General features: G+C 66.1%; 18 protein-coding genes. 13 read left to right on the forward strand and 5 right to left on the reverse strand.

What is annotated here, in order from left to right; translation table 11 throughout:
• Positions 1-2: 2 nt before the first annotated feature.
• Positions 3-968: a type I pantothenate kinase gene (gene coaA / locus M1D32_RS06410; protein ID WP_458781450.1), complete on the reverse strand. Its 966-nt coding sequence runs from the start codon at positions 966-968 to the stop codon at positions 3-5.
• A 133-nt stretch (positions 969-1,101) separates the two neighbouring features.
• Between coaA and glmS the strand changes: the two genes are divergently transcribed.
• The 8 genes from glmS (at position 1,102) to M1D32_RS06450 (ending at position 13,879) form a co-directional block, all read left to right on the forward strand.
• Complete coding sequence (glmS, locus tag M1D32_RS06415; protein ID WP_458781451.1) at positions 1,102-2,988, forward strand: glutamine--fructose-6-phosphate transaminase (isomerizing); 1,887 nt, start codon at positions 1,102-1,104, stop codon at positions 2,986-2,988.
• Positions 2,989-3,099: 111 nt separating this feature from the next.
• Positions 3,100-3,447: a holo-ACP synthase gene (locus tag M1D32_RS06420; protein WP_458781452.1), complete on the forward strand. Its 348-nt coding sequence runs from the start codon at positions 3,100-3,102 to the stop codon at positions 3,445-3,447.
• Between the two features lie 35 nt (positions 3,448-3,482).
• Positions 3,483-5,078, forward strand: a complete 1,596-nt coding sequence (locus M1D32_RS06425) for an NAD(P)H-hydrate dehydratase (RefSeq protein ID WP_458781453.1) — start codon at positions 3,483-3,485, stop codon at positions 5,076-5,078.
• 64 nt (positions 5,079-5,142) lie between these two features.
• On the forward strand, positions 5,143-7,398 hold the full coding sequence (glgX, locus tag M1D32_RS06430; RefSeq protein ID WP_458781454.1) for a glycogen debranching protein GlgX: 2,256 nt from the start codon (positions 5,143-5,145) through the stop codon (positions 7,396-7,398).
• Positions 7,395-9,722, forward strand: a complete 2,328-nt coding sequence (gene treY, locus M1D32_RS06435) for a malto-oligosyltrehalose synthase (RefSeq protein ID WP_458781455.1) — start codon at positions 7,395-7,397, stop codon at positions 9,720-9,722. Before glgX ends, treY begins: the two co-directional genes overlap by 4 nt.
• Positions 9,719-11,488, forward strand: a complete 1,770-nt coding sequence (gene treZ, locus M1D32_RS06440; protein WP_458781456.1) for a malto-oligosyltrehalose trehalohydrolase — start codon at positions 9,719-9,721, stop codon at positions 11,486-11,488. The genes treY and treZ overlap by 4 nt, the downstream gene beginning before the upstream one ends.
• Positions 11,489-11,590: 102 nt before the next feature.
• Positions 11,591-12,631, forward strand: coding sequence for an L-glyceraldehyde 3-phosphate reductase (gene mgrA, locus M1D32_RS06445; protein WP_458781457.1), 1,041 nt, complete (start codon positions 11,591-11,593; stop codon positions 12,629-12,631).
• Between the two features lie 162 nt (positions 12,632-12,793).
• Positions 12,794-13,879: an inositol-3-phosphate synthase gene (locus tag M1D32_RS06450; RefSeq protein ID WP_458781458.1), complete on the forward strand. Its 1,086-nt coding sequence runs from the start codon at positions 12,794-12,796 to the stop codon at positions 13,877-13,879.
• An 82-nt stretch (positions 13,880-13,961) separates the two neighbouring features.
• Here the strand turns inward: M1D32_RS06450 and M1D32_RS06455 are convergent, their stop codons facing one another.
• From M1D32_RS06455 to M1D32_RS06470, 4 genes are all read right to left on the reverse strand, one after another.
• On the reverse strand, positions 13,962-14,396 hold the full coding sequence (locus M1D32_RS06455) for an endonuclease domain-containing protein (protein ID WP_458781459.1): 435 nt from the start codon (positions 14,394-14,396) through the stop codon (positions 13,962-13,964).
• 613 nt (positions 14,397-15,009) lie between these two features.
• Positions 15,010-16,686: a formate--tetrahydrofolate ligase gene (locus M1D32_RS06460; RefSeq protein ID WP_458781460.1), complete on the reverse strand. Its 1,677-nt coding sequence runs from the start codon at positions 16,684-16,686 to the stop codon at positions 15,010-15,012.
• Between the two features lie 43 nt (positions 16,687-16,729).
• On the reverse strand, positions 16,730-17,992 hold the full coding sequence (gene mshA / locus M1D32_RS06465) for a D-inositol-3-phosphate glycosyltransferase (protein ID WP_458781461.1): 1,263 nt from the start codon (positions 17,990-17,992) through the stop codon (positions 16,730-16,732).
• Positions 17,993-18,069: 77 nt separating this feature from the next.
• Positions 18,070-19,500, reverse strand: a complete 1,431-nt coding sequence (locus tag M1D32_RS06470; RefSeq protein ID WP_458781462.1) for a family 4 glycosyl hydrolase — start codon at positions 19,498-19,500, stop codon at positions 18,070-18,072.
• Between the two features lie 82 nt (positions 19,501-19,582).
• On the opposite strand from M1D32_RS06470, the gene M1D32_RS06475 reads away from it, so the two are divergent.
• The 5 genes from M1D32_RS06475 to tsaB all read left to right on the forward strand — a co-directional run bounded on the left by M1D32_RS06475 (position 19,583) and on the right by tsaB (position 24,116).
• Complete coding sequence (locus M1D32_RS06475; RefSeq protein ID WP_458781463.1) at positions 19,583-20,674, forward strand: carbohydrate kinase family protein; 1,092 nt, start codon at positions 19,583-19,585, stop codon at positions 20,672-20,674.
• A gap of 176 nt (positions 20,675-20,850) precedes the next feature.
• Positions 20,851-21,417 carry a hypothetical protein gene (locus M1D32_RS06480; protein WP_458781464.1) on the forward strand — a complete coding sequence of 189 codons (567 nt, stop codon included), beginning with the start codon at positions 20,851-20,853 and terminating at the stop codon, positions 21,415-21,417.
• Between the two features lie 172 nt (positions 21,418-21,589).
• Complete coding sequence (alr, locus tag M1D32_RS06485; RefSeq protein ID WP_458781465.1) at positions 21,590-22,813, forward strand: alanine racemase; 1,224 nt, start codon at positions 21,590-21,592, stop codon at positions 22,811-22,813.
• Positions 22,810-23,445 carry a tRNA (adenosine(37)-N6)-threonylcarbamoyltransferase complex ATPase subunit type 1 TsaE gene (gene tsaE / locus M1D32_RS06490; RefSeq protein WP_458781466.1) on the forward strand — a complete coding sequence of 212 codons (636 nt, stop codon included), beginning with the start codon at positions 22,810-22,812 and terminating at the stop codon, positions 23,443-23,445. Before alr ends, tsaE begins: the two co-directional genes overlap by 4 nt.
• Positions 23,445-24,116, forward strand: a complete 672-nt coding sequence (gene tsaB, locus M1D32_RS06495; RefSeq protein WP_458781467.1) for a tRNA (adenosine(37)-N6)-threonylcarbamoyltransferase complex dimerization subunit type 1 TsaB — start codon at positions 23,445-23,447, stop codon at positions 24,114-24,116. The genes tsaE and tsaB overlap by 1 nt, the downstream gene beginning before the upstream one ends.
• Positions 24,117-24,130 lie beyond the last annotated feature (14 nt).

Consider the following 24,130-nt stretch of genomic DNA (forward strand, 5'->3'; position numbering starts at 1 on the left):
TGCTAAACCTTCCGGAGAAGCATGCGGCGGATGGAATGGTCCGCGTCCTTGGACAGCACCAGCTGGGCGCGGCCGCGCGTGGGGAGGACGTTCTCCTCCAGGTTCGGCTCGTTGATGCGCTTCCAGATGTCCCGGGCAGTGCTCTCGGCTTCGTCGTCGGACAATGCCGCATACCGGTGGAAGTACGACTCCGGCTGCGCGAAGGCCGTGGTGCGGAGCTTGCGGAACCTGTCCACGTACCATTCCTCGATATAGGACGTCTTGGCATCCACGTAGATGGAGAAGTCGAAGAAATCGCTCAGTGCCAGCCCCTGCCGGCCGTCGTGCCGCGGCCGCGCCGGGGCCAGCACGTTCAGGCCTTCCACGATCAGCACGTCGGGACGGCGGACCACCACTTCCTTGCCCGGAACGATGTCGTACGTAACGTGGGAGTACCAGGGCGCCCGCACCTCTTCAGCGCCGCTCTTGATTTCACTCACAAAGCGGAGCAAAGCACGCCGGTCATAGGACTCGGGGAAGCCCTTGCGCTCCAGCAGCTGCCGCCGCTTCAGCTCGGCCAGCGGGTACAGGAAACCGTCCGTGGTGATCAGTTCCACATTGGGGGTGCCGGGCCAGCGGCGCAGCATTTCGCGGAGTACGCGGGCGATGGTGGATTTGCCGACGGCGACCGATCCCGCCACGCCAATCACAAACGGGGTGCGCTGGGTCTGCTCGCCCAGGAAGGTGGTGGTGGCGGCGTGAAGCTGGCCGGCGGCTTCAACATAGAGGTGCAGGAGCCTTGACAGCGGAAGGTAGACCTCCCGGACTTCGTTGATATCCAAGGGATCGCCCAGGCCGCGGAGACGGACGATATCCTCCTCATTAAGAGGCTGTTCCATCTCGTCTGCGAGCCGGGACCAGGTCTGCCGGTCCAGCTCAACGAACGGGGAGACACCTTCGCCGTTCGCGTCATTGCGTTGCACAGTCACTTTAGAGATTCTGCCCCCAGCCCGGCTGAGAGCGAAATGCAGGACTCACCCACATCCCCGGCGGATCACGGAATTGCTTCAAGAGTGGGCACCTAGTTTAGATCTGGCCCAACCTGCCGATAGTCTTGTGCGCATGTGTGGAATCGTGGGTTACGTGGGCCGTTCTAATGACGGCGGAAGTCACAGTGCGCTGGATGTTGTCCTTGAGGGGCTGCGCCGCCTGGAGTACCGGGGCTACGACTCCGCGGGGGTCGCGGTGGTGTCCCAGGGCTTGATCGAGTCCCGGAAGAAGTCGGGGAAGCTGAGCAACCTGCTGGCCGAGCTGGAGGAGCGTCCGTTGCCGGAGACGGTGACCGGGATCGGTCATACCCGCTGGGCTACCCACGGTGGGCCGACGGACCGTAACGCGCACCCGCATTTGGCTGATGACGGCAGGCTCGCCGTGATCCACAACGGCATCATCGAAAACTTCGCCGAGCTCAAGCTCGAGCTGGTGGGGAAGGGCGTCACCTTCCTGTCCGAGACGGACACCGAGGTGGCCGCGGCGCTGCTGGCGGACATTTACCGCAACCAGTTGGGCGGGGATAAGTCCGCCGACGCCCTGACGGAGGCTATGCAGCTGGCCTGCCAGCGCCTGGAGGGCGCGTTCACGCTGCTCGCGGTCCATGCGGACCAGCCCGACGTCGTCGTCGCCGCCCGCCGCAACTCACCCCTGGTGGTGGGCCTGGGCGAGGGCGAGAACTTCCTGGGCTCGGACGTGTCCGGGTTTATTGATTACACTCGCCGTGCGGTGGAGCTGGGCCAGGACCAAATTGTCACCATCACCGCGGACACGGTGGAGATCACCGATTTCTTCGGCAACCCGGCCGCGGGCAAGGAATACCACGTGGATTGGGACCCGGCTTCTGCGAAGAAGGGCGGGTTCAGCTCCTTCATGGAGAAGGAAATCAATGACCAGCCCGACGCCGTGGCGCAGACCCTGCTGGGCCGTTCGGATCTTGACGGCAACCTGACCCTGGATGAGATCCGGATCGACCCGGAGCTGCTGAAGCAGGTTAACAAGATCGTGGTCCTGGCCTGCGGTACCGCCGCCTATGCGGGGACGGTGGCGAAGTATGCGATCGAGAACTGGTGCCGGATTCCCACGGAGGTGGAACTCGCCCACGAGTTCCGCTACCGCGACCCGATCCTGGACGAGAAGACCCTGGTGGTGTCCATCAGCCAGTCCGGCGAGACCATGGACACCCTGATGGCCGTCCGTTACGCCCGGGAACAGGGCGCGAAGACCATCTCGATCTGCAACACCAACGGCTCCACCATCCCGCGCGAATCCGACGCCGTGCTCTACACGCACGCGGGCCCGGAAATCGCTGTCGCGTCCACGAAGGCGTTCCTGGCCCAGATCACCGCCGCTTACCTGCTGGGCCTGTACCTGGCGCAGCTGCGCGGGAACATCTTCTCCGGCCAGATCAAGGACGTCCTCGCGGACCTGAACAAGATCCCGGCGAAGATCCAGACCATCCTGGACAACGCCGGTCCGCTCCGCGAACTGGCCCGCAGCATGGCCGACGAGAAGTCAGTCCTGTTCCTGGGCCGGCACGTCGGTTACCCGGTAGCGCTCGAGGGTGCACTGAAGCTGAAGGAAATTGCCTACATCCACGCCGAAGGCTTCGCCGCCGGTGAACTCAAGCACGGCCCGATCGCGCTGATCGACGAGGGCAAGCCGGTGTTCGTGGTGGTCCCCTCCCCGCGCGGCCGCGATTCCCTGCATGCCAAGGTGGTCTCCAACATCCAGGAAGTCCGCGCCCGCGGCGCCCGCACCCTGGTGATCGCCGAGGAAGGCGACGAAGCCGTGAAAGCCTACGCCGAGTACGTCTTCTACGTCCCGGAGACCCCCACCCTGCTGATGCCGCTGCTGACCACGGTCCCGCTGCAGATCTTCGCCGCGGAACTCGCAGCCGCCAAGGGCTACGACGTGGACCAGCCCCGCAACCTCGCCAAGAGCGTCACCGTCGAGTAACTGCGGACTGGCCACACGCCAGTCTGGTCGTATCAAGAGGAAGCCCCGGGCCCACGGCTCGGGGCTTCCCCTGTCACTTCCGGTTCCGGCCGTCACCGTAGAATAAGCCGCATGATTGTTGGCATAGGCGTAGACGTAGTAGACATCGAGCGGTTCGGCCGCCAGCTTGAGCGCACCCCCGGCCTTCGGGACCGGCTGTTCGTCCCTGCTGAGCGCGAGCTGAACATCCGGTCGCTGGCTGCGAGGTTTGCCGCGAAGGAAGCTGTGGCCAAGGTCCTCGGCGCGCCGGCCGGCATGAACTGGCAGGACTGCTGGATCGGCCTGGACCACAACGGCCCCACTGTCCAGGTCAAGGGAACGGTGCTTGCAGTCGCTGAGTCCAAGGGCGTCAAACGCTGGCATCTCTCCATCAGCCACGACGGCGGCATCGCCACGGCTACGGTCCTGGCCGAAGGCTGAACCGGCCAAGCGGCCCGCCTGCGCCCCTGACCACCATGATCAGCGCCTACACCGGAACCCAGGTCCGGGAAGCCGAGGAACCCCTTCTGGCTGCCGGCCTGGGCGACGTCCTCATGCAGCGCGCAGCCCACGGGCTGGCCAACACCATCATCCGGGAGCTCCAGTCCCGGGGCCGCCGGATCTACGGCTCCAGCCTTGTGGTGCTCACCGGCAAGGGCAACAACGGCGGGGACGGTCTTTACGCCGCCGCTTTCCTCGCCGCCCGCGGCATGCGTACGACGGCGGTGCTCACCGCCGACTCGGCCCATCCGAAGGCGCTGGCTGCTTTTGAGCGCGCCGGCGGCCGGGTGCATCGTCTTACGGACACGGCATCCAGTCAGCTGGCCGCAGAAGCTGCGCGGGCCGACGTCGTTATCGATGCTGTGCTGGGGACCGGCGCGAAAGGCGGGCTGCGGGGGAGTGCGGCAACGCTGGTGAAGGCCGTCGCCGGCGCCCGGACCGGACAAACTGCCCCCGGTTTTGTGGTGGCATGCGACCTGCCCAGCGGCGTCGACGCTGATACTGGCGAAGTCTCCGAACCGGTACTCTCAGCCCATGTCACGGTGACGTTCGGAGCGGCCAAAGCCGGCTTGCTGGTGGATCCCGGAGCAGACCACGCCGGCAGGGTGGACGTGGTGCGCATCGGGATCGAGGACAATTTCGACCAACCTGCTCTGCGCCGGCTCGGCGATACCGACATAGCGAGCCTCCTCCCCAACCCTGCCCGGCGCGCGCACAAGTACTCCCGCGGGGTCCTGGGAGTGGTGGCGGGATCCGCAGATTATCCCGGCGCGGCCGTCCTTGCCTGCCGCGGCGCTCTTGCTGCAGGAGTCGGGATGATCCGGTACCTTGGGCCGCCCGAAGTCGCGGACCTGATCCGCCAATCCTGCCCGGAAGTGGTCTGCAGCACCGGGACCGTGGCTGAGAACAGGGTTCAGGCGTGGCTGGTGGGTTCCGGCATGGGGCCCGGTGACCACGAACAGCTGCAGCGTTCGCGTGACGCCGTCGAGTCCGGCTTGCCCGTGGTGGCCGATGCCGGTGCGCTGCCCGCCCTTCCCGTCGCACTGCCCCCGCATGTGGTGCTGACACCGCACGCCGGCGAGCTCGCCGCACTGTTGGAGCGGTTGGGAATTGAGGGGGACCGCGCTGCAGTGGAGGCCGGAACTCTGGGCGCCGCCCGTCAAACCGCCAAACTGACCGGAGCCACCGTCCTGCTCAAGGGCGCCACCACCCTGGTGGCAGCCCCTTCCGGGGACATGTACAGCCAGGCGGACGGTACGCCTTGGCTCGCCACTGCCGGCAGCGGCGACGTGCTGGCGGGCGTCATCGGTGCGCTGCTCGCTCAAGCGGGTTCCGACGTCGGGCGCACCCTAAAGCTGGGCCCGGAAGAGGACGGACGGTGGGCCGTCCTGGCCGCGCTGGGAGCCGCGCTGCATGGCCGCGCCGGGAGGGCGGCGTCGGACTCCTGCTTCGGTGGACCGGTCACCGCGGGAGGTGTCGCCGACGCCCTACCCCAAATTTGGGGTAAAGTAAGCACGCTTAGTAACGCTGGGGTCCGGAAACGTAATAGTCACAGCCAGCCGCTACGGTAGGCAATAGTTCGCACGGCGGTAGGGGGCTCTGCCCTTCTGCTGCGGAATCACAACGAGGAGCATTATGGAAGTCTGGCCTGGATCGGCTTATCCCCTTGGCGCCACCTACAACGGCACCGGCACCAACTTTGCCCTGTTCAGCGAACGCGCCGAAAAAGTTGAACTCTGCCTCTTTGACGATGATGGCAAGGAAACCCGCATCACCGTGGACGAGGTGGACGGGTATGTCTGGCACTGCTACATCCCGCAGGTCCAGCCCGGCCAAAAGTACGGCTACCGGGTCCACGGCCCCTACGATCCTGCTTCCGGTAACCGCTTCAACCCCAACAAGCTCCTGCTGGACCCGTATGCCAAGGCCGTCCACGGCCAGGTGGACTGGGACCCGTCGCTGTTTACCTACAACCTGGGCGAGCCGGACTCCATCAACAACGAGGATTCCGCCAGCCACATGATGATGGGTGTGGTCATCAACCCGTTCTTTGACTGGGACGGCGACCAGAACCTGCGGATTCCCTACCACCAGTCGGTCATCTACGAAGCCCACGTCAAGGGCCTCACCGAGCTGCACCCGGAAATCCCTGAGGAGCAGCGCGGCACCTACGCCGGCGTGGCGCACCCCGCCGTCATCTCCCACCTGCAGAAGCTCGGCGTCACCGCCATCGAGCTCATGCCCGTGCACCAGTTCGTCAACGACGGCACCCTGCAGGACAAGGGGCTGAACAACTACTGGGGCTACAACACCATCGGCTTCTTCGCGCCGCAGAACACCTACAGCTCCACGGGGGACACCGGCCAGCAGGTCCAGGACTTCAAAGCCATGGTCCGCTCACTGCACAAGGCCGGCATCGAGGTCATCCTTGACGTGGTGTACAACCACACCGCCGAAGGCAACCACCTCGGCCCCACACTGTCCTTCAAGGGCATCGACAACGCCGCCTACTACCGGTTGATGGAGGGCGACGAGAAGCACTACATGGACTACACCGGTACCGGCAACTCGCTGAACGTCCGCCAGCCGCACTCCCTGCAGCTGCTCATGGACTCGCTGCGGTACTGGGTTTCCGAGATGCACGTGGACGGCTTCCGTTTCGACCTCGCCTCCACCCTGGCCCGTGAGTTCTACGACGTGGACAAGCTGTCCACCTTCTTCGAACTCATCCAGCAGGACCCGGTGGTCTCGCAGGTCAAACTCATCGCCGAGCCATGGGACGTTGGCCCCGGCGGTTACCAGGTGGGCAACTTCCCGCCGCAGTGGACCGAATGGAACGGCAAGTACCGCGACACGGTGCGCGACTTCTGGCGCGGCGAGCCGGCCACCCTGGGTGAGTTCGCTTCCCGCATCACCGGCTCGGCAGACCTGTACGAGCACTCCGGCCGCCGCCCCGTGGCCTCCATCAACTTCGTCACCGCACACGACGGCTTCACCCTGGCGGACCTGGTGTCCTACAACGAGAAGCACAACGACGCCAACGGCGAGGACAACAACGACGGCGAATCCCACAACCGCTCCTGGAACTGCGGCGTTGAAGGTCCCACGGACGATCCCGAGGTCCTTGCGCTGCGGGCCCGCCAGCAGCGCAACTTCATCGCCTCGCTGTTGCTGTCCCAGGGCGTGCCCATGCTCCTGCACGGTGACGAACTGGGCCGCACCCAGCAGGGCAACAACAACGGGTACTGCCAGGACTCCGAACTGACCTGGATCAATTGGGACAACGTGGACCAGCCGTTGATCGAGTTCACGGCAGCGGTCAACGCGCTCCGCGCCAAGCACCCGACGTTCCGCCGCAGCCGGTTCTTTGACGGCCGCCCCGTTTTGAGGGGTGAAGACGAGCGACTGCCGGACATCGTATGGCTGGACCCCGACGGCGAAACCATGAAGCCGGAGGCCTGGGACAGTGGATTTGGCCGGTCTGTGGGCGTCTTCCTGAACGGCGACGGCATCCAGGGCAAGGACAGCCGCGGCCGCAGGATCACCGATGTGAACTTCCTGCTGTACTTCAACGCACACGACGACACCGTCAAGTTCACGCTGCCCACGGACGAGTACGCCCCGGCCTGGGACGTCATCATCGACACGGCCGGGCACAACGCCGACACCGAACCCGTCTCGTCCGGACAGCCGTTGCCGGTGGAGGCCAAGTCCCTGGTGGTCCTGCGGGCGCACACCGTCGAGGAAGTGGAGCCGGACCATTCCGTGGCCGCTTCCCTGGCCGCGCTGACGCAGACGTCCACGAGCGAGACCGAATCTCTTACCACCCCCATGGTGGCCGAGCCCGGGAAAACCACGAAGATCGGGGAGCGGAAGGACACCGGCAAATGAGGGTCCCGGCATCCACCTACCGCCTGCAGATCCGCCGAGGTTTCACCCTGTTTGATGCCGCGGACCAGGTCCCGTACCTGAAATCGCTCGGCGCGGACTGGGTGTACCTCTCGCCCATCCTCACGGCGGAGCAGGGCTCGGACCACGGCTACGACGTGACCGACCCCTCCACCGTCGATCCGGAGCGGGGCGGCCCGGAAGGCCTGCTGGCCCTGTCCAAGGCTGCCCGCGAGCACGGCATGGGCGTCCTCGTGGACATCGTGCCCAACCACGTGGGTGTCGCCACGCCTATCCAGAACCCGTGGTGGTGGTCCCTGCTGAAGGAAGGGCAGGGCTCGCCCTACGCCGAGGCCTTCGACGTCGAATGGGAACTTGCCGGGGGAAAGATCCGGCTGCCCATGCTTGGCTCCGGTGAGGACCTGGACAAGCTGGAGGTCAAGGACGGCGAACTCCGCTACTACGACCACCGGTTCCCGATCGCCGAAGGGACGTATTCGGACGGTGACACCCCGCAGGACGTCCACAGCCGCCAGCATTACGAGCTGATCGACTGGCGCCGGGCCGACGCCGAGTTGAACTACCGGCGCTTCTTCGCCGTCACCACGCTTGCGGGAATCCGGGTGGAAACCCCGCACGTCTTCGAGGAAGCCCATGCCGAAGTGGGCCGCTGGTTCCGTGAAGGACTCGTGGACGGGCTCCGGGTGGACCACCCGGACGGCCTCGCGGATCCTGCCGGCTACCTGCGTTGGTTGAAGGACCTCAGCGGCGGAGCCTACATCCTGGTGGAAAAGATCCTGGAGCCGGGCGAAGCCCTGCCCCAGGACTTCGCCACCGAGGGCACCACCGGCTATGACGCGCTGGCTGACGTGGACCGGGTGTTTGTTGATCCCGCCGGCCAGCAGGCCCTTGATGACCTGGACGCCAAGCTGCGGGGCTCTGGGGTTCCCGCTGACTACGCCGAGATGATCCGGGGCACCAAGCGGATGATCGCGGACGGCATCCTGAGGTCCGAGGTGCTGCGCCTGGCCCGCCTGGTTCCGGAGTCCTACGGGTTGCCGGTGGAACAGGCAGCCGATGCCATCGCGGAAATCATCGCCGCCTTCCCGGTCTACCGGACGTACCTGCCCACCGGTGCTGACATCCTCAAGGAAGCCTGCGAGTCCGCGGCGGCTCACCGGCCAGAGTTGGAGGTTGCCGTCGGCACATTGCTGCCGCTGCTCCTCGACCCGGCCAACCCGATCGCCGTCCGCTTCCAGCAGACCTCCGGCATGGTGATGGCCAAGGGCGTGGAGGACACGGCGTTCTACCGCTACACCCGGCTTGGCACGCTGACGGAGGTAGGAGCCGAACCGACGGAGTTCGCTGTCTCGCCCGAGGAGTTCCACCGCCGGATGCTTCGGCGCCAGGAGGAGCTTCCGCTTTCGATGACCACCATGTCCACGCACGACACCAAGCGCAGCGAGGATGCACGTGCCAGAATCTCGGTGATCGCCGAAGTGCCTCAGGAGTGGACTGCCACGCTGAACACTCTTCGCGAGCTGGCACCGATTCCGGACGGTCCTTACGAGAACCTGCTCTGGCAGGCCATCGTCGGCGCCTGGCCGGCGAGCCGGGAACGGCTGCAGGGCTACGCGGAGAAGGCAGCCCGGGAGGCCGGCAACTCCACCAAGTGGACGGACCCGGACGAAGAATTCGAGTCCCACGTCAAGGCCGCGGTGAACGCTGCGTTCGACGACGACCGGGTCACCAAGGTGGTGGAGGACTTCGTGGCACGGATCGATTCGTACGCGGCGTCCAACTCCGTGTGCGCCAAACTGGTCCAGCTGACCATGCCCGGCGTCCCGGACGTCTACCAGGGCAGCGAATTCTGGGAACGGTCACTGACCGATCCCGACAACCGGCGGCCGGTGAACTTCGCGGTCCGCCAGCAGGAGCTCGCAAAGCTCGACGCCGGACAGTTGCCTGACGCGGGCACCGAAACCAGCAAGCTCCTGGTCACCTCCCGGGCGCTCCGGCTCCGCCGCGACCGGCCCGAGCTGTTCCAGGGCTACACTCCGCATGCCGCCTCCGGGGCCGCTGCAGACCACTTGCTTGCGTTCCACCGCGGGGCCGACGGGACTTCCGGAGCCATGACGCTGGCCACCCGCCTTCCAGCGGGACTGGCGGCCGACGGCGGGTGGCGGGACACCGCCGTCGAACTCCCTGTCCCCGTGCGGGACGAGCTCACCGGCGCCGGCTACGGACCGGGCGCCGTTTCGGTGGCTGAAGTGCTGGGTACCTACCCGGTGGCTTTGCTCGTACCGGTGGATGGAGAAAAGGCATGACCCTCGTCAATGTAGGACCCAAGCGCTTCGACGTCTGGGCCCCCGACGCCAGCTCCGTGATCCTGGTGGCCAACGGCCGGCAGTATCCCATGCTGAAGAAGGAGACGCCGCCCGGCTCGGAGGGCTGGTGGACTGCCCCCGATGCTCCCGGGGACGGTGACGTGGACTATGGCTACCTCCTGGACGGGGACGGCCATCCCGTGCCAGATCCGCGGTCGCGGCGGCTGCCCGAGGGCGTTCACCAGCTCTCCCGGACCTTCAACCCCGCCGCGCACGAGTGGCAGGACGGTGGCTGGAAGGGCAAGGACCTGCAGGGCTCGGTCATCTACGAGCTCCACGTGGGCACCTTTACCCCGGAGGGCACCTTGGACGCCGCGGCCGAAAAGCTGGGCTACCTGGCGGACCTCGGTATCGACTTCGTGGAGCTGCTGCCCGTCAACGGCTTCAACGGGACCCACAACTGGGGCTACGACGGCGTGCAGTGGTACGCCGTGCACGAAGGCTACGGCGGGCCTGCGGCTTACCAACGCTTTGTGGACGCAGCGCACGCTGCCGGCCTCGGCGTCATCCAGGACGTGGTGTACAACCACCTCGGACCCAGCGGCAACTACCTCCCCAAGTTCGGCCCCTACCTGAAGCAGGGGGACGCCAACACCTGGGGCGACTCGGTCAACCTGGACGGCCCCGGCTCGGATGTGGTGCGCGAGTACATCCTGGACAACGCCGCGCTCTGGCTCCGGGACTACCACGTGGACGGGCTCCGCCTGGATGCCGTGCACGCACTGCGCGATGAGCGTGCCGTACACATCCTGGAGGAGTTCGGTGCCTTGGGCGACACCGTCTCGGCTGAAACCGGGCTGCCCAAAACGCTTATTGCCGAGTCCGACCTGAACAACCCGCGCCTGCTGTACCCGCGGGACGCCAACGGCTATGGGCTCGCCGGGCAGTGGAGCGACGACTTCCATCACGCCGTCCATGTGAGCGTCAGCGGCGAGACCACCGGGTACTACGAGGACTTCCAGTCCCTGGCCGTATTGGCCAAGGTCCTGAAAGATGGCTTCCTGCACGACGGCAGCTACTCCAGCTTCCGCGGCCGCCACCATGGCCGGCCCATCAATGCCGCCCTGGCCCACCCCGCCGCCCTGGTGGTGTGCAACCAGAACCACGACCAGATCGGCAACCGGGCCACGGGGGACAGGCTTTCGCAGTCGTTGTCCTACGGGCAGCTGGCCGTGGCCGCCGTACTGACCCTGACGTCACCGTTTACGCCCATGCTGTTTATGGGCGAGGAGTTTGCCGCGAGCACTCCGTGGCAGTTCTTCACTTCGCATCCGGAACCGGAGCTGGGCAAGGCCACCGCTGAGGGCCGGATCAAGGAGTTTGAGCGCATGGGGTGGGACCCCGCCGTCGTGCCCGATCCCCAGGACCCGGAGACATTCCGCCGGTCCAAGCTGAACTGGGACGAAGCAGCCGGTGGAGACCATGCACGGCTCCTGGCGCTCTACCGTGCCCTGACAGCGCTGCGCCGTGAGCACACCGAGCTCGCCGGGCTTGGTTTCGGCGAGACGGACGTGACGTTCGACGACGACGCAGGTTGGCTGCGTTTCCGCCGCGGCAGCGTTGAAGTACTGCTGAACCTCTCGGACGCCAAGGTCCGGCTGGAGGACGTTTCCGGGTCGGTCCTGCTGGCCACCGATGAGGGAAGCAGCCTTGACGGCGAAGCCCTCGCCTTGGCGCCCTGGAGCGCCGCGATCCTGAAGTCCTGAGTATTTCCGGCTGGAGAGTTGCGCCGCGGGCTGATGCCAGCCCGCGGCGTAACTTTACGGCCATGAACTGTAGCGCCGGTCACAACTGGCAGGATGGAACGTATGACTTATTCCGCGGCGGAAAACCGCTACGACTCCATGCCCTACCGCCGCGTCGGCCGCAGCGGCCTGAAACTCCCGGCGATCTCCCTCGGACTGTGGCACAACTTCGGCGACGACAAGCGCTTTGACGAACAGCGCGCTATCCTTCGCCGTGCCTTCGACCTGGGCGTCAACCACTTCGACCTCGCCAACAATTACGGCCCGCCGGACGGCTCTGCCGAAACCAACTTCGGCCGTCACCTCAAGGACGACTTCAAGCCCTACCGGGACGAACTCGTCATCTCCACGAAGGCCGGCTACTACATGTGGCCGGGCCCTTACGGTGAATGGGGCTCCCGCAAGTACCTGATTTCCAGCCTGGACCAGTCGCTGGAGCGGATGGGCCTGGACTACGTGGACATCTTCTACAGCCACCGGCCGGATCCCGAAACCCCGCTGGAAGAAACCATGGGCGCTTTGGACTACGCCGTGCGCTCGGGCAAGGCGCTCTACGCCGGCATCTCTTCCTACACCCCTGAGCAGACGCTGGAAGCGGCCCGGATCCTGAAGGACCTTGGGACGCCCCTGCTGATCCACCAGCCCAGCTACTCCATGCTCAACCGGTGGACCGAGAACGGCTCCCCGAACCTCTATGAGGCACTCGACCAGGTGGGCGCCGGCTCCATCGCCTTTTCGCCGCTGGCGCAGGGCATGCTTACCGACCGCTACCTCAATGGTGTTCCTGCTGATTCGCGTGCAGCCAAGGCCCGCTTTCTTTCCGAGGACGCCATCACGGACGAAAAGCTGCACCGGATCCGTGGGCTGCACGGCATCGCTGAGGGCCGCGGGCAGTCCCTTGCACAGATGGCCGTGGCCTGGATCCTGCGGGACCAGCCGAAGGGTTCGCCTGTGACGTCCGCACTGATCGGTGCCTCGAGCGTCCGCCAGCTGGAGGACACCTTGTCCGCCATCAACAACCTCGGGTTCACCGAAGATGAGCTGAACGCCATTGACGAATTCGCGGTGGAATCGGACATCAACCTCTGGAAGCAGCCCGTCTAGTTTCCTTGCCGTCATCCCGAAGAGTGGGACAGGGGAACAAGTCCTTGTCCCGCTCTGTTGGGTACTATGAAAAGGCGCCGTGTGGCGCCGTGCCTGCCAGCCGCCGTCGTCCTTCCCCCGAAGCCGAACCGGCCGGCTGTCGTTTGTCCTCAAAGGAGTTCCGTGTCTTCACATCCGATTCGTGTTGCAATTGTCGGCGTAGGAAACTGCGCCGCTTCGCTGGTCCAGGGCGTCCACTACTACAGGGACGCAGACCCCAAGGCCACGATCCCGGGCCTGATGCACGTTGAGTTCGGCCAGTACCACGTAGGTGACGTTGAGTTCGTCGCCGCGTTCGACGTTGACGGCAAAAAGGTAGGCGTTGACCTTGCCGACGCGATCCTGGCGAGCGAAAACAACACCATCAAGATCGCTGACGTACCGCCCACCGGCGTCACCGTCCAGCGCGGCCACACCCTCGACGGGCTCGGCAAGTACTACCTCGAGACCATCGAGCAGTCCCACGAAGAGCCGGTGGACGTTGTCCAGGCACTCAAGGACGCCAAGGTAGACGTCATGGTCTGCTACCTGCCGGTTGGCTCGCAGGAAGCTGCCGAATTCTACGCCCAGTGCGCCATTGACGCCGGCGTCGCCTTCGTCAACGCCCTGCCCGTATTCATCGCCGGTACCAAGGCGTGGGCTGACAAGTTCACCGCCGCCGGTGTGCCGATCGTCGGTGACGACATCAAGAGCCAGATCGGTGCCACCATCACGCACCGTGTGATGGCCAAGCTCTTCGAAGACCGCGGCGTCACCCTGGACCGCACGTACCAGCTGAACGTCGGCGGCAACATGGACTTCAAGAACATGCTGGAGCGTGACCGCCTGGAGTCCAAGAAGATCTCCAAGACCCAGGCCGTGACGTCCAACGTGGAAGCCGAGATGGCCGCCAAGGACGTCCACATCGGCCCGTCGGACTACGTCCAGTGGCTTGATGACCGTAAGTGGGCCTTCGTCCGCCTCGAAGGCCGCAACTTTGGCGATGCGCCCGTTTCGCTCGAGTACAAGCTGGAAGTCTGGGACTCACCCAACTCGGCCGGCGTCATCATCGACGCTATCCGCGCCGCGAAGATCGGCCTTGACCGTGGCATCGGCGGCCCGCTGCTCTCCGCTTCGAGCTACTTCATGAAGTCCCCGCCGGAGCAGTTCAACGACGACCTCGCCCGCGAAAAGGTGGAAGCCTTCATCCGCGGAGACCTCGAGCGCTAAACCCCGATTTTCTGCAGTTGCCCTATCACTTTTGGTCCTCAAACCCATGGTTTGGGAACTACAAGTGATAGGGCAACTGGCTTTAAGCGGCCCGAAGTGCCAGCCTTACCTGGTTGGTGGCACGCCGGAAGTCTTGGGCCAGGTCATCCGCATTGAACTTGAAGTACCGCCAGCCCGCCGAGTTGAAGGCTTCGTCCCGCCGATTGTCCCTGGACTGCTGTTCCCGCGTCAGGTGGTGGCCCCCGTCGTACTGGATAGCGATGCGGTGCCACCGGTATCCCATGTCAGCGGCAGGGGAATAGCTATCACCGGGGCTGACCCGCAATTGCAGTTCAGGCTCGGGAAGACCGGCTTCAGTAAGGGCAAGACGCAGGAAAGTTTCAGGGGCGGAATCAGCGCCGGCACGGATTAATGACGTTGCCTCGCGGGCTTTGACGATCCCCTTCATCTTCGGGTGCCGGTTCAGCATGCAGCGCAACTGCTCCACGGCGTTCCATGGCTCTGTTCGTTCTTCCAAACCGCTTCGTGGTTGTCGGACCAATTGGTCACCCACGGCAACCAAATCTCGAAGAGGTAAGGAAGTTGCCAGATCCAGCCATGTCCGTGCCGGAGTGGATATGCGGATGCCTTCAAAGACGGTGATTTCGTCATCGAAAGCTAAGACGGTGTGGCCGGCAACACCTTCCCGCCGTACTTGTGGCAGTACTTTCGGCTTGCTGAGGTGCATAACTCCGGAGCCCTGCAGCCAGCCCGGAAGCCAGAGTCCCCACAACGCTGCTGCCGTTGTGTGTGAAATCCATGCCCCCGGAGTTGCGGCCGAAAGTGCGCGGGCCAGCCCGGCAATTTCGAATTCCCAACGGGCGGGGATATAAAGCAGACGGCCGGCGGATGCCAGGTCAGACGAACGTAGCCGACCCGTGCTCAGGCCCGCTGCCTGCGCCTCATGGACTGTGAAAGGGACCGAAGAAAGATGGGCCGGCAAAGGCGCGGGGGGCTGCATGCGGACCATTGTTACCCGGACCCCGGCGCGGCCGCAGAAGATATCCACAGGCCTCGTTTGCGCTATCAGCTTTGGTTCCCAAAACCCTCGTATGACTGCCAAAACTGATAGGTCAACGGTGGGGCGTTGGTCAGGCGAGGCCCATGGGGTTGCCGGCGTCGTCCACGTCCATGCGCATGGCGGCCGGGGCGGCGGGCAGCCCGGGCATGGTCATCACCGCTCCGGTGAGCGCCACGATGAACCCTGCGCCGGTCTTGGGCAGGAGGTCCCGCACGTGGATGATAAAGCCCTTGGGCGCCCCGAGGCGGGAGGCGTCGTCAGTGAACGAGTACTGGGTCTTGGCCATGCATACCGGCAGTCCGCCCCAGCCGTTCCGCTCTATGTCGGCCAGCCGCTTCAGGGCCGGGACGGAGAAATCCACCCCGTCGGCACCATAAATTTCCTGGGCTATGGTCCGGATCTTGTCCTCCACCGGCAGTTCCAGCGGGTAGAGGTGCCGGAAGTCGTTTGGCCCGGCCAGTGCCTTCGCCACCAGGGCCGCAAGTTCGTCTCCGCCGTCGCCACCGCCGCCGCGCCCCCAGACATCGGCGACGGCGGCCGGGACGCCCTCCGCCGAGCACCACGCCAGCAGCCACTCAAGTTCCTCTGCGGAGTCGGAGGCAAACCTGTTGATGGCCACCACGGGTGTCACCCCGAATTTCTCCACGTTCCGGATATGCCGGCGGAGGTTGGCCACCCCCGCCTCCAGAGCGGCCACGTTCGGGGCTGTCAGCTGGTCTTTGGCCACTCCGCCCTGCATTTTTAACGCGCGCACCGTTGCCACCACCACGACGGCGGAAGGCGCCAGGTTGCCAATGCGGGCCTTGATGTCCATAAACTTTTCGGCCCCCAGATCGGCGCCGAAGCCTGCCTCCGTGACCACAATGTCCGCCAGCCTCCGCGCTGTCTGGGTGGCAATCAGCGAGTTGCAGCCGTGCGCGATGTTAGCGAAGGGGCCGCCGTGGACCAGGGCAGGGGTGCCGGCGATGGTCTGCACCAGGTTGGGCTTGATGGCTTCCTTCAAAAGCAGGGTCAGCGCGCCCTGCACGCCGAGGTCCGCCACGGTCACCGGCGAACGGCCAAAGGTGTAGCCGAAGGTGATCCGGCCCAGGCGCTCACGGAGGTCCGCCAGATCAGTAGCCAAGCAGAAAACGGCCATGATCTCGGACGCCACGGTGATGTCGAACCCGTCCTGGCGGGGGACTCCCTGCGTGGGCCCGCCGAGCCCGATGACCACCTCGCGCAGTGCCCGGTCGTTCATGTCCAGAACCCGTTTGAAGGTCATGCGCCGGGGGTCGATGTTGAGTTCGTTGCCCTGGTAGATGTGATTGTCCACCAGCGCCATCAGGGCGTTGTTCGCCGAGGTCACGGCATGGAAATCCCCGGTGAAGTGAAGGTTGATCTCGTCCATCGGCAACACCTGCGAGTATCCACCGCCCGTGGCTCCGCCCTTCATTCCCAGGACCGGCCCAAGGGAGGGCTCGCGCAGGGCGACCATCACGCGATGCCCTGCTCGTGCAAGTGAATCGGCGAGCCCCACCGTGGTGGTGGATTTTCCCTCACCAGCCGGCGTGGGGGACATGGCCGAGACCAGCACCACCTTGCCCTGGGGCGGCGGCGCATCCAGCCGCGCGGGGTCGACTTTTGCCTTGTACCGCCCGTACAGTTCCACGGCCCCGGCGTTGATTCCCGCGGCCGCCGCGATCTCCTCAATGGGCCGGATCCGTGCCGCACGGGCGATCTCGAGGTCACTCGGGGTAGCAGACATCTTTGTCCTTTGCTGGAGCGGATGGGGCAGGGTGCGGTGGGCGTCAGGAGGCGGGAACCGTCGTTAGGGGGCGGCTTGCATGGTTGTCGACGGCGGCGTGGTAGCTCTCGAGCGTAATCGCGGCTGTGCGCTGCCACCCCGAGTTCTGGGCACGGATGGCGGCGGCCCGGCCCATGTCCTCGCGCGTAGCGGGGTCGTCGTAGAGCGCCTCCAGGGCATCCGCCCAGTCCGACGCGTGGTGGCCGTCCACCAACAGTCCCGTCCTGCCATCGAAAATGGCCCGCGACAGCCCCCCGACCCGCGTTGCCACCACCGGCGTGCCGCAGGCCTGGGCTTCAAGGGCCACCAGCCCAAAGGACTCGCTGTAGGAGGGCATCACCACCACGTCCGCGGCCCTGAACCAGGCCGCCAGCTCCGGTGCCTTCACCGGCGGAAGCTGCGTGACGACGTCGTCCATTCCCGACTCGGCAACCAGCCGCCGGAGGTTGAATTCCTTGTTCCCGCTCAACGAACCCAGGATGGTGAGCCGCAGGTTGATGTCCGGGCGGCGGCGCCGGAGCAGGGCTGCGGCCTTCACCAGGATCTGGGGCCCCTTCAGCCGCTGGATCCGGCCTGCGAACACCAGGTGGAAAGTCTCGGGGCTGATGTCCCGCTGGGTACGCGACCTGGCCCGGAACGCAGGAGTGAAGGTGCTGAGGTCTACCCCCGGCGGGGCAATGTCTATCCGGTCATACGACGCCCCGTAATGGGACACCAGCTCCGCAGCTTCCGCGCTGGTGTTGGCAATCAGCCGGGCGGCGCCGTCGACAATCCGGTGCTCACCCAGCTCGCGCCGCCGCGGTTCAGGCTGTTCGCCAGATTCAAGCAACAGGTTCTTGACCTTGGCCATGGTGTGCATGGTGTGCACCAGCGGCACGCCCCACAGCCCGGAAAGCTCCAGGCCCGCGATCCCGGATACCCAATAATGCGAATGGATGACGTCGTAGCGGCCGTGTGGCTGCCGCTGCCGGATCTGTTCGATCTCTTCCACCATGTGATGAAGGAGGCCGGGGAGCTCTTCCTTGGGGATCTTCCTGGTGGGCCCGGCCAGGACATTGTGGACGCACACACCGGGATCGGGGTGCTCGACGGCGGGCTGGCTGGCGGAGGTTGAACGCGTGAAGACCTCCACTTCCACGCCGGCCTCGGCCAGGGCGGAGGCCAGTTCCCGGATATACACGTTCATGCCGCCGGCATCACCGGAACCCGGCTGCTCCATGGGGGAGGTGTGGAGTGACAGTAAGGCCACCCTGCGGACCTGTGCCACGGGACCTCCTTCCGGCCGCCGGCGAAGGTTAGCGCGCCGGATCAGTGCTGGGCATTCGATAAAACACTACTCCTGTGTCAACGCGTACCGCCGCGCCACATCTTCCCCAGGGCCGGAAACGCCTCCTCGTAGCCGGACAGCAGGGCGGCGCCGAGTTCTTCGGACCCCACCAGGGGATGCCGGGCAAAGGCCTGCAGCGCGGCATCCCGGTCACCTTCCGCAACAGCCCGCACGGTCAGCCGCTCCACGTCCTTCACGTGCCGGAGCAGGTCCAGCTGTTCCGGCGGGGGAGCCTGCTGGGCCAGCGGCAGCGAGCCGTCGGCCGTCACCGTGCAGGGGATTTCGACGACGGCGTCGGCCGGCAGCCCCGGAATGGCAGCTGTGGTGGCACCCGGCTGGGCGGTGGCCGGCCCGGCTGCCTGGGGAGCAGCAGGTGCCGACACCGGGGGCAGCGTGTTGCGGGTGTTCAGGATCAGCTGCGCGTCCCCGGAACCGGACAGTGCACGCATGGCTGCCAGCGCCACCCGCTCATACCCGCCGCCGGCAAGGTCGTCCTCAGTGCGGCGCTCATCCTTTCCGCGGGCCTCGGCCAGGTAACCCTCTTCCCGGGACCGGCGCGCTGCCTCCCACAGCGTATAGGCCTCACCGCCGGCCGCTGCCAGCCGCGGATACAGCTCCTGCTGCTGGCTGTGGATGGACTCTCCCCGGGTTTCAGGCATGGCCCGCATCGCTTCCCGGGCGGCGTCCTGCTGGTAGTAGTAATACAGGTACTCGTTGGGAAGGGCACCGAGGCGGGCCAGGAAGGGCTGGGGAAACAGCCGGCCCTCTTCGAAGGACTGAAGGGCAGCCGGATCGGACAGCAGTGCAGGAAGGACGTCCCGCCCGCCGGACTCCAGCCGGTACAGCCAGCCCAGGTGGTTCAGGCCGTAGTAGCCCACGCCGTCGAGCGTTCCTTCCGGCAGCGTGACGCGGGCTGCGCGCGCCGCGCGGTGCACTAGGCCGCCCGCAGAGTCGCAGATCCCGATGACGCGCCTGCCGAGCACTGGCAGCAGCGCCTCGGTGACCATGCCGGCGGGGTTGGTGAAGTTGATCAGCCACGCGTCCGGGCAGTGTTCCTTCATAAGGTCCGCCAGCTCCAGCATGTGCGGGATGGTCCGGAGGGCGTAGGAGATGCCGCCGGCCCCGGTGGTCTCCTGCCCCAGCACACCCAGGTCCTGGGCCACTTTCTCATCGGCCACGCGTCCGGCGGTGCCGCCGGGCCGGATGGCGGCGAAGACCATCTGCGTTCCCGCCAGCGCCTCCGGGAGGCTGGTGGTGGGATGGACCGGCAGGCCGGGGGCATGCCCCGAAGGCATGCTCCGCAGGACCGCTGTCACGGCGGCAAGGCGGGAAAGGTCGACGTCGAACAGCACCAGTTCGCTGACTACGCCGGTGAACGGCCCGGAGACCAGCGCCCGGTAAATCAACGGAACCCGGAAACCACCACCGCCGACAATCAGAAGCCGCATAATCAGCAGTCTAGGCGTGGGTGTCCACAGCACCTACGGCAGCCCCTACCGGATGTCTGTGGCAGGGCGTAGTGTGCCGCACATGGAGGCGATTCCAGCACGCCCGTTCGATCCCCTGGCTACCGTCCGCTCGCCGTCGGACCCTGGATTCGACGTGCTGCTGGCCGGAACGGTGTTCCAGGACATCATTTTCACCGGCCTTCCGCACGGGCCGGAACCGGGCACGGAAATCTGGAGCGACGGCATGGGCAGTTGCCCGGGCGGGGTGGCAAACCAGGCCATCGCTGCGGCGCGGCTCGGCCTGCGCACCGGTTTGGCGGCAGCCTTCGGCGATGACGGCTACGGGGATTTCAACTGGAAGATCCTCTCCAGCCAGGAGCACGTGGACCTCAGCCTGTCGCGGAAGATTCCGGGCTGGCATTCGCCGGTGACTGTCTCCCTTTGTGTGGACAAGGACCGGTCCCTGGTGACCCACGGCCATGCTCCACCGGTGACAGCGTCGGAGCTCATCGGGGACCCGCCTCCCGCGCTCGCCGGCATCGCTGAAGTGGGGCTGGAAGTGGAACCGTGGGCCAGGGCGGCGTACCAGGCGGGGGTGAAGCTTTTCGGGGACGTCGGGTGGGATCCCAGCGGCGTCTGGGCGCCCGTCCGCCTGGACAACCTGCAGTATTTCCACGCGTTCCTGCCCAACCAGCGCGAGGCCATGGCCTTCACCGGCAAGGACGATCCCTGGACTGCTCTCTACGCGCTGGCGGACCGGGTGCCCGTTGCCGTGGTGACCCTCGGACCACAGGGCGCCATGGCCGTGGACTCGGAAACGGGGGAGGAGGAGTGGGTGCCGTCACTGCCCGTCAAGGCTTTTGATCCCACGGGCGCCGGTGACTGCTTCGACGCCGCGTTCATCGTGGGGAGCCTGGCCGGGTGGCCGCTGGGCAACAGGCTGCGTTTCGCCAACCTCTGTGCCTCTCTCGCGGTGCAGGAAGTGGGAGGTTCCCTTGCCGCCCCGGGCTGGGGCGACATTGCTGACTGGTGGAAACGGGCCAACGCCAGGCCCGAACGGCAGACCAGCCAGTGGCTGCGGCGCTTCTCGTTCCTGGCGGACATCGTCCAGGACGTTCCGCTGGCTGCCCAGCGCAGGGCAGCGGCCACCATCGCGCACCTCTCCGACGCCTGACTCGACGCCCGATGCCTGACGCCCGGTGGCTGGAGGGTGTACAGGTGGGGGCGTGCTTGGTTAGGGTGGCATGCTAAGCCTACTTACCATTTTGTTTGGACCCTGCTGTTGGCCGCCGTCACGTCCAAAGGTCCCCTGCCCGGAGCCGCACCCATCGAAGGAGATCCGTCTACATCATGGATAATCAACCAGGTTCGCAGATCATTCAGGACTGGCCCGAGGAGTCGCGGGAGGCGGCGCAGCTGGTGATCGACAAGTACGGGGAGCCGGACGAGTGCACGCCGTCCCTGCTGGTCTGGTACGACGCCGGAGAGTGGAAGCGGGTCATTGCCTCGAAGGTGTTTTACCAGCACGATTTTCCTGCCCCCCACTTTGATTCGGTCGAGTCGGTGATCGACTACCGGGTCCCCGCTGAACATTATTCCGCCCTGGCTGCCTTCGACGGGAGCGTTATCGTTGAACGGACAGCAGGTGAAGTCTCGGCCCGGTGCCACGACGAGGAGGCCAATCGCCTGGCGCTGAACCTGATGAATGACATTGTCACGGGACGGAAGGACACCTCAGCGGCTCGGGCGTATTACGCCAAGGAGTTCGCCGGGTACCGCAAGAAGGAACCCACTCCCTACATGGACGCGCTCAGATTCACACCCGGGACAGGTGCGGCCGATCCGGACGAGCAGATCATTTCAGACCAGGAACTGGAAAGGGCCGCGGCCGAAGGCAAGGAGAAGGAAGACTCATAAAGCCTTTGTCCTCAAATCCCTGCGTCACCCCGCCCAGCAGCGAGGAAGCGATTTAGCCATCTACAACTGCGGGACAGGCCCTGTCCAAGGACGGGCAGCACCTGCGAGTTCGGGATTCGGGCCCGGCCGCCGTGATTATTCGGTCCGAAGCGCCAGCACTAGAATCACTAAGGTGACTTACCCCGCTACAACCGGTGATTTCGATGCTGCCCCGGCACAGGACCCCCGCCACGAACGGTCCGCCGTGATTGACCTTGATGCCATCCGGCACAACGTCCGCCGGCTGGCCGCATCAGCGTCCCCGGCCAAAGTCATGGCGGTGGTCAAAGCCGACGCCTACGGGCACGGCGCGGTCCCGGTGGCCCGGGCTGCCCTTGAAGCAGGCGCATCCTGGCTGGGGGTGGCCCACATCTCCGAAGCCCTGGCCCTGCGTGCCGCCGGGATCGAGGCTCCGCTGCTCGCCTGGCTGCACACCACGGAAAGCAACTTTGGCGCGGCGGTGGCTGCCGGCGTCGACATTGGCTGCTCCGGCTGGGAACTTGAGCGCATTGTTGCAGCCGCCCGGGAGCAGGAGCGCCCCGCCCGCGTGCATCTGAAGGTGGACACCGGGCTGGGACGCAACGGTGCCACGCTTGACACCTGGGACCACCTGGTGGGCGAAGCCATGGAATACCAGGACCAGGGCCTGCTGCGCGTGGTAGGCATCTTTTCGCACCTTGCCGTCGCCGACGAACCGGAACGGCCCGAGACCGACCAGCAGCTCGCGGCGTTCCGGGAAGTGCTCGCTGTTGCCGAAGACGCCGGCGTGGACCCCGAGGTCCGGCACCTCGCCAATACGCCGGCAACCCTGTCCCGGCCGGACACCCATTTCGACCTCGTCCGGGTGGGTCTGGGGATTTACGGGCTGTCCCCCTTTGACGGGCAGACGTCGGCCGAGCTGGGACTCCGCCCGGCCATGACGCTGCGGACCCTCGTTTCCCAGTGCAAGGAAGTGCCGGATGGGCAAGGCGTCTCCTACGGCCTGCGATACCGCACCAGCGGCCGCAGCACGCTCGGCCTGATCCCCGTGGGCTACGCCGACGGCGTACCGCGCATCGCCACCGGCGGCCCTGTCCGCGTTGCCGGCAACACCTACCCCGTGGTGGGGCGGATCGCGATGGACCAGATGGTCATCGACCTCGGCGACACCGGCCCTGCCGGCGCAGGCCTGCTGGGTGCCGAAGCCGAACTGTTCGGTGACGGTGCCGACGGCGGCCCCACCGCCGACGACTGGGCCCGCGCTGCCGGAACCATCAACTACGAGATCGTCACCAGGATCAGCCCCCGCGTGCCCCGCCGCTTCATCAACGAACAGGTCCCGGCCGCCGTCGTACGCGATGCGGAGGGTGCCGCGTGAACGCCGCGGCGGAGTCCCTGGCTACCGGCGGGGCTGGCCCCAACTGGGAAAAGACCCTCACCGCGACGACGGCGGACCAGACCCATGCGCTCGCCGCACGCCTTGCGTCGGTCCTCGACGCCGGGGACCTGCTGGTGCTCTCCGGCGAGCTGGGTGCCGGGAAAACCACCTTCACCCAAGGTCTGGGGGAGGGGCTGGGCGTCCGCGCCGGGATCATCTCGCCCACGTTCGTCCTGGTCCGCATCCACCCAAACCTGCTGGACGGGCCCCGTCCCGGCGGGCCCGATCTGGTGCACGTTGATGCGTACCGCCTGGGCTCTGCCGCAGAGATAGACGACATCGACCTCGAGAACACCCTCGACTCCTCCGTGACGGTGGTGGAGTGGGGCCATGACCGGGTGGAGCACCTGAGTGAAAGCCGGCTGGAGATCGACCTGCACCGTGCCATGGGGCTCGGGCTGGGCGCTGGCGGCGTTGGTGCCACAGGCGATGATCCCGGCACCACCGACGGCGGCATGCTGGATTTCGAGGACGAGGACACGGACGAGCCGCGGACCATCGTGATGCGCGGATACGGTCCCCGCTGGCCGGCTGTTCCGGAACCCGTCGCAACTTTTGAAGGGAACGCCTGATGCTCATCCTCGCCATCGACACCTCTGCCGTTGCCAGCGCGGCACTGGTTTCAGACGATGCACTGGAAGGCGTGGTGGCAAGTTTCTCCACCGAGGACACCCGCAGCCACGCCGAGGTCCTCGCCCCGGGAATCGAACAGCTCCTTGCCGACGCCGGCGTCAGCGGCAGCGATATTGATGCCCTGGTGGTGGGCGTGGGTCCCGGCCCGTTCACCGGGCTGCGGTCGGGGATCGCCACCGCACGCACCCTGTCCTTCGTCTGGGGCAAACCCCTCCACGGGCTGATGAGCCTGGACGCCGTTGCTTTGGAAGTCGCCGAATCCACCGCCGCCGCCCCCGAATTCCTGGTGGTGACGGACGCGCGCCGCAAAGAGGTCTACTGGGCGCGCTACCGCCTTTCGGAAGGCCAGCTTCCCGTGCTGGAGGACGGCCCGCACGTTGGCTTCGCCGCGGACCTGCCGGACCTGCCGGCCTACGGCGCCGGCGCCGGGCTTTACGCAGACACCCTGAAGGCGGACCCGGAGTTCGCAGCGGAACAGCCGGACGCCCTCTACCTGGGCCAGTTCGCGCTGGCCCGGCTGGCAGCCGGTGACGAGCTCCTCGACTCCACTCCTTTGTACCTCCGCGAATCAGACGCGCAGGTCCCCGGACCCAGGAAGAGGGCACTGTGACAACCGCCCCGGAC

Source organism: Arthrobacter sp. D3-16, from assembly GCF_054408515.1.

Excerpts from the sequence above, each read along its gene's own strand:
- tsaB (WP_458781467.1), top strand. The coding sequence starts at position 23,445 with ATGCTCATCCTCGCCATCGACACCTCTGCCGTTGCCAGCGCGGCACTG.
- glgX (WP_458781454.1), top strand. The coding sequence starts at position 5,143 with ATGGAAGTCTGGCCTGGATCGGCTTATCCCCTTGGCGCCACCTACAAC.
- M1D32_RS06470 (WP_458781462.1), bottom strand. The coding sequence starts at position 19,500 with ATGCGGCTTCTGATTGTCGGCGGTGGTGGTTTCCGGGTTCCGTTGATT.
- M1D32_RS06460 (WP_458781460.1), bottom strand. The coding sequence starts at position 16,686 with ATGTCTGCTACCCCGAGTGACCTCGAGATCGCCCGTGCGGCACGGATC.
- mgrA (WP_458781457.1), top strand. The coding sequence starts at position 11,591 with ATGACTTATTCCGCGGCGGAAAACCGCTACGACTCCATGCCCTACCGC.
- treZ (WP_458781456.1), top strand. The coding sequence starts at position 9,719 with ATGACCCTCGTCAATGTAGGACCCAAGCGCTTCGACGTCTGGGCCCCC.
- M1D32_RS06475 (WP_458781463.1), top strand. The coding sequence starts at position 19,583 with ATGGAGGCGATTCCAGCACGCCCGTTCGATCCCCTGGCTACCGTCCGC.
- treY (WP_458781455.1), top strand. The coding sequence starts at position 7,395 with ATGAGGGTCCCGGCATCCACCTACCGCCTGCAGATCCGCCGAGGTTTC.
- M1D32_RS06420 (WP_458781452.1), top strand. The coding sequence starts at position 3,100 with ATGATTGTTGGCATAGGCGTAGACGTAGTAGACATCGAGCGGTTCGGC.
- M1D32_RS06425 (WP_458781453.1), top strand. The coding sequence starts at position 3,483 with ATGATCAGCGCCTACACCGGAACCCAGGTCCGGGAAGCCGAGGAACCC.
- M1D32_RS06480 (WP_458781464.1), top strand. The coding sequence starts at position 20,851 with ATGGATAATCAACCAGGTTCGCAGATCATTCAGGACTGGCCCGAGGAG.
- glmS (WP_458781451.1), top strand. The coding sequence starts at position 1,102 with ATGTGTGGAATCGTGGGTTACGTGGGCCGTTCTAATGACGGCGGAAGT.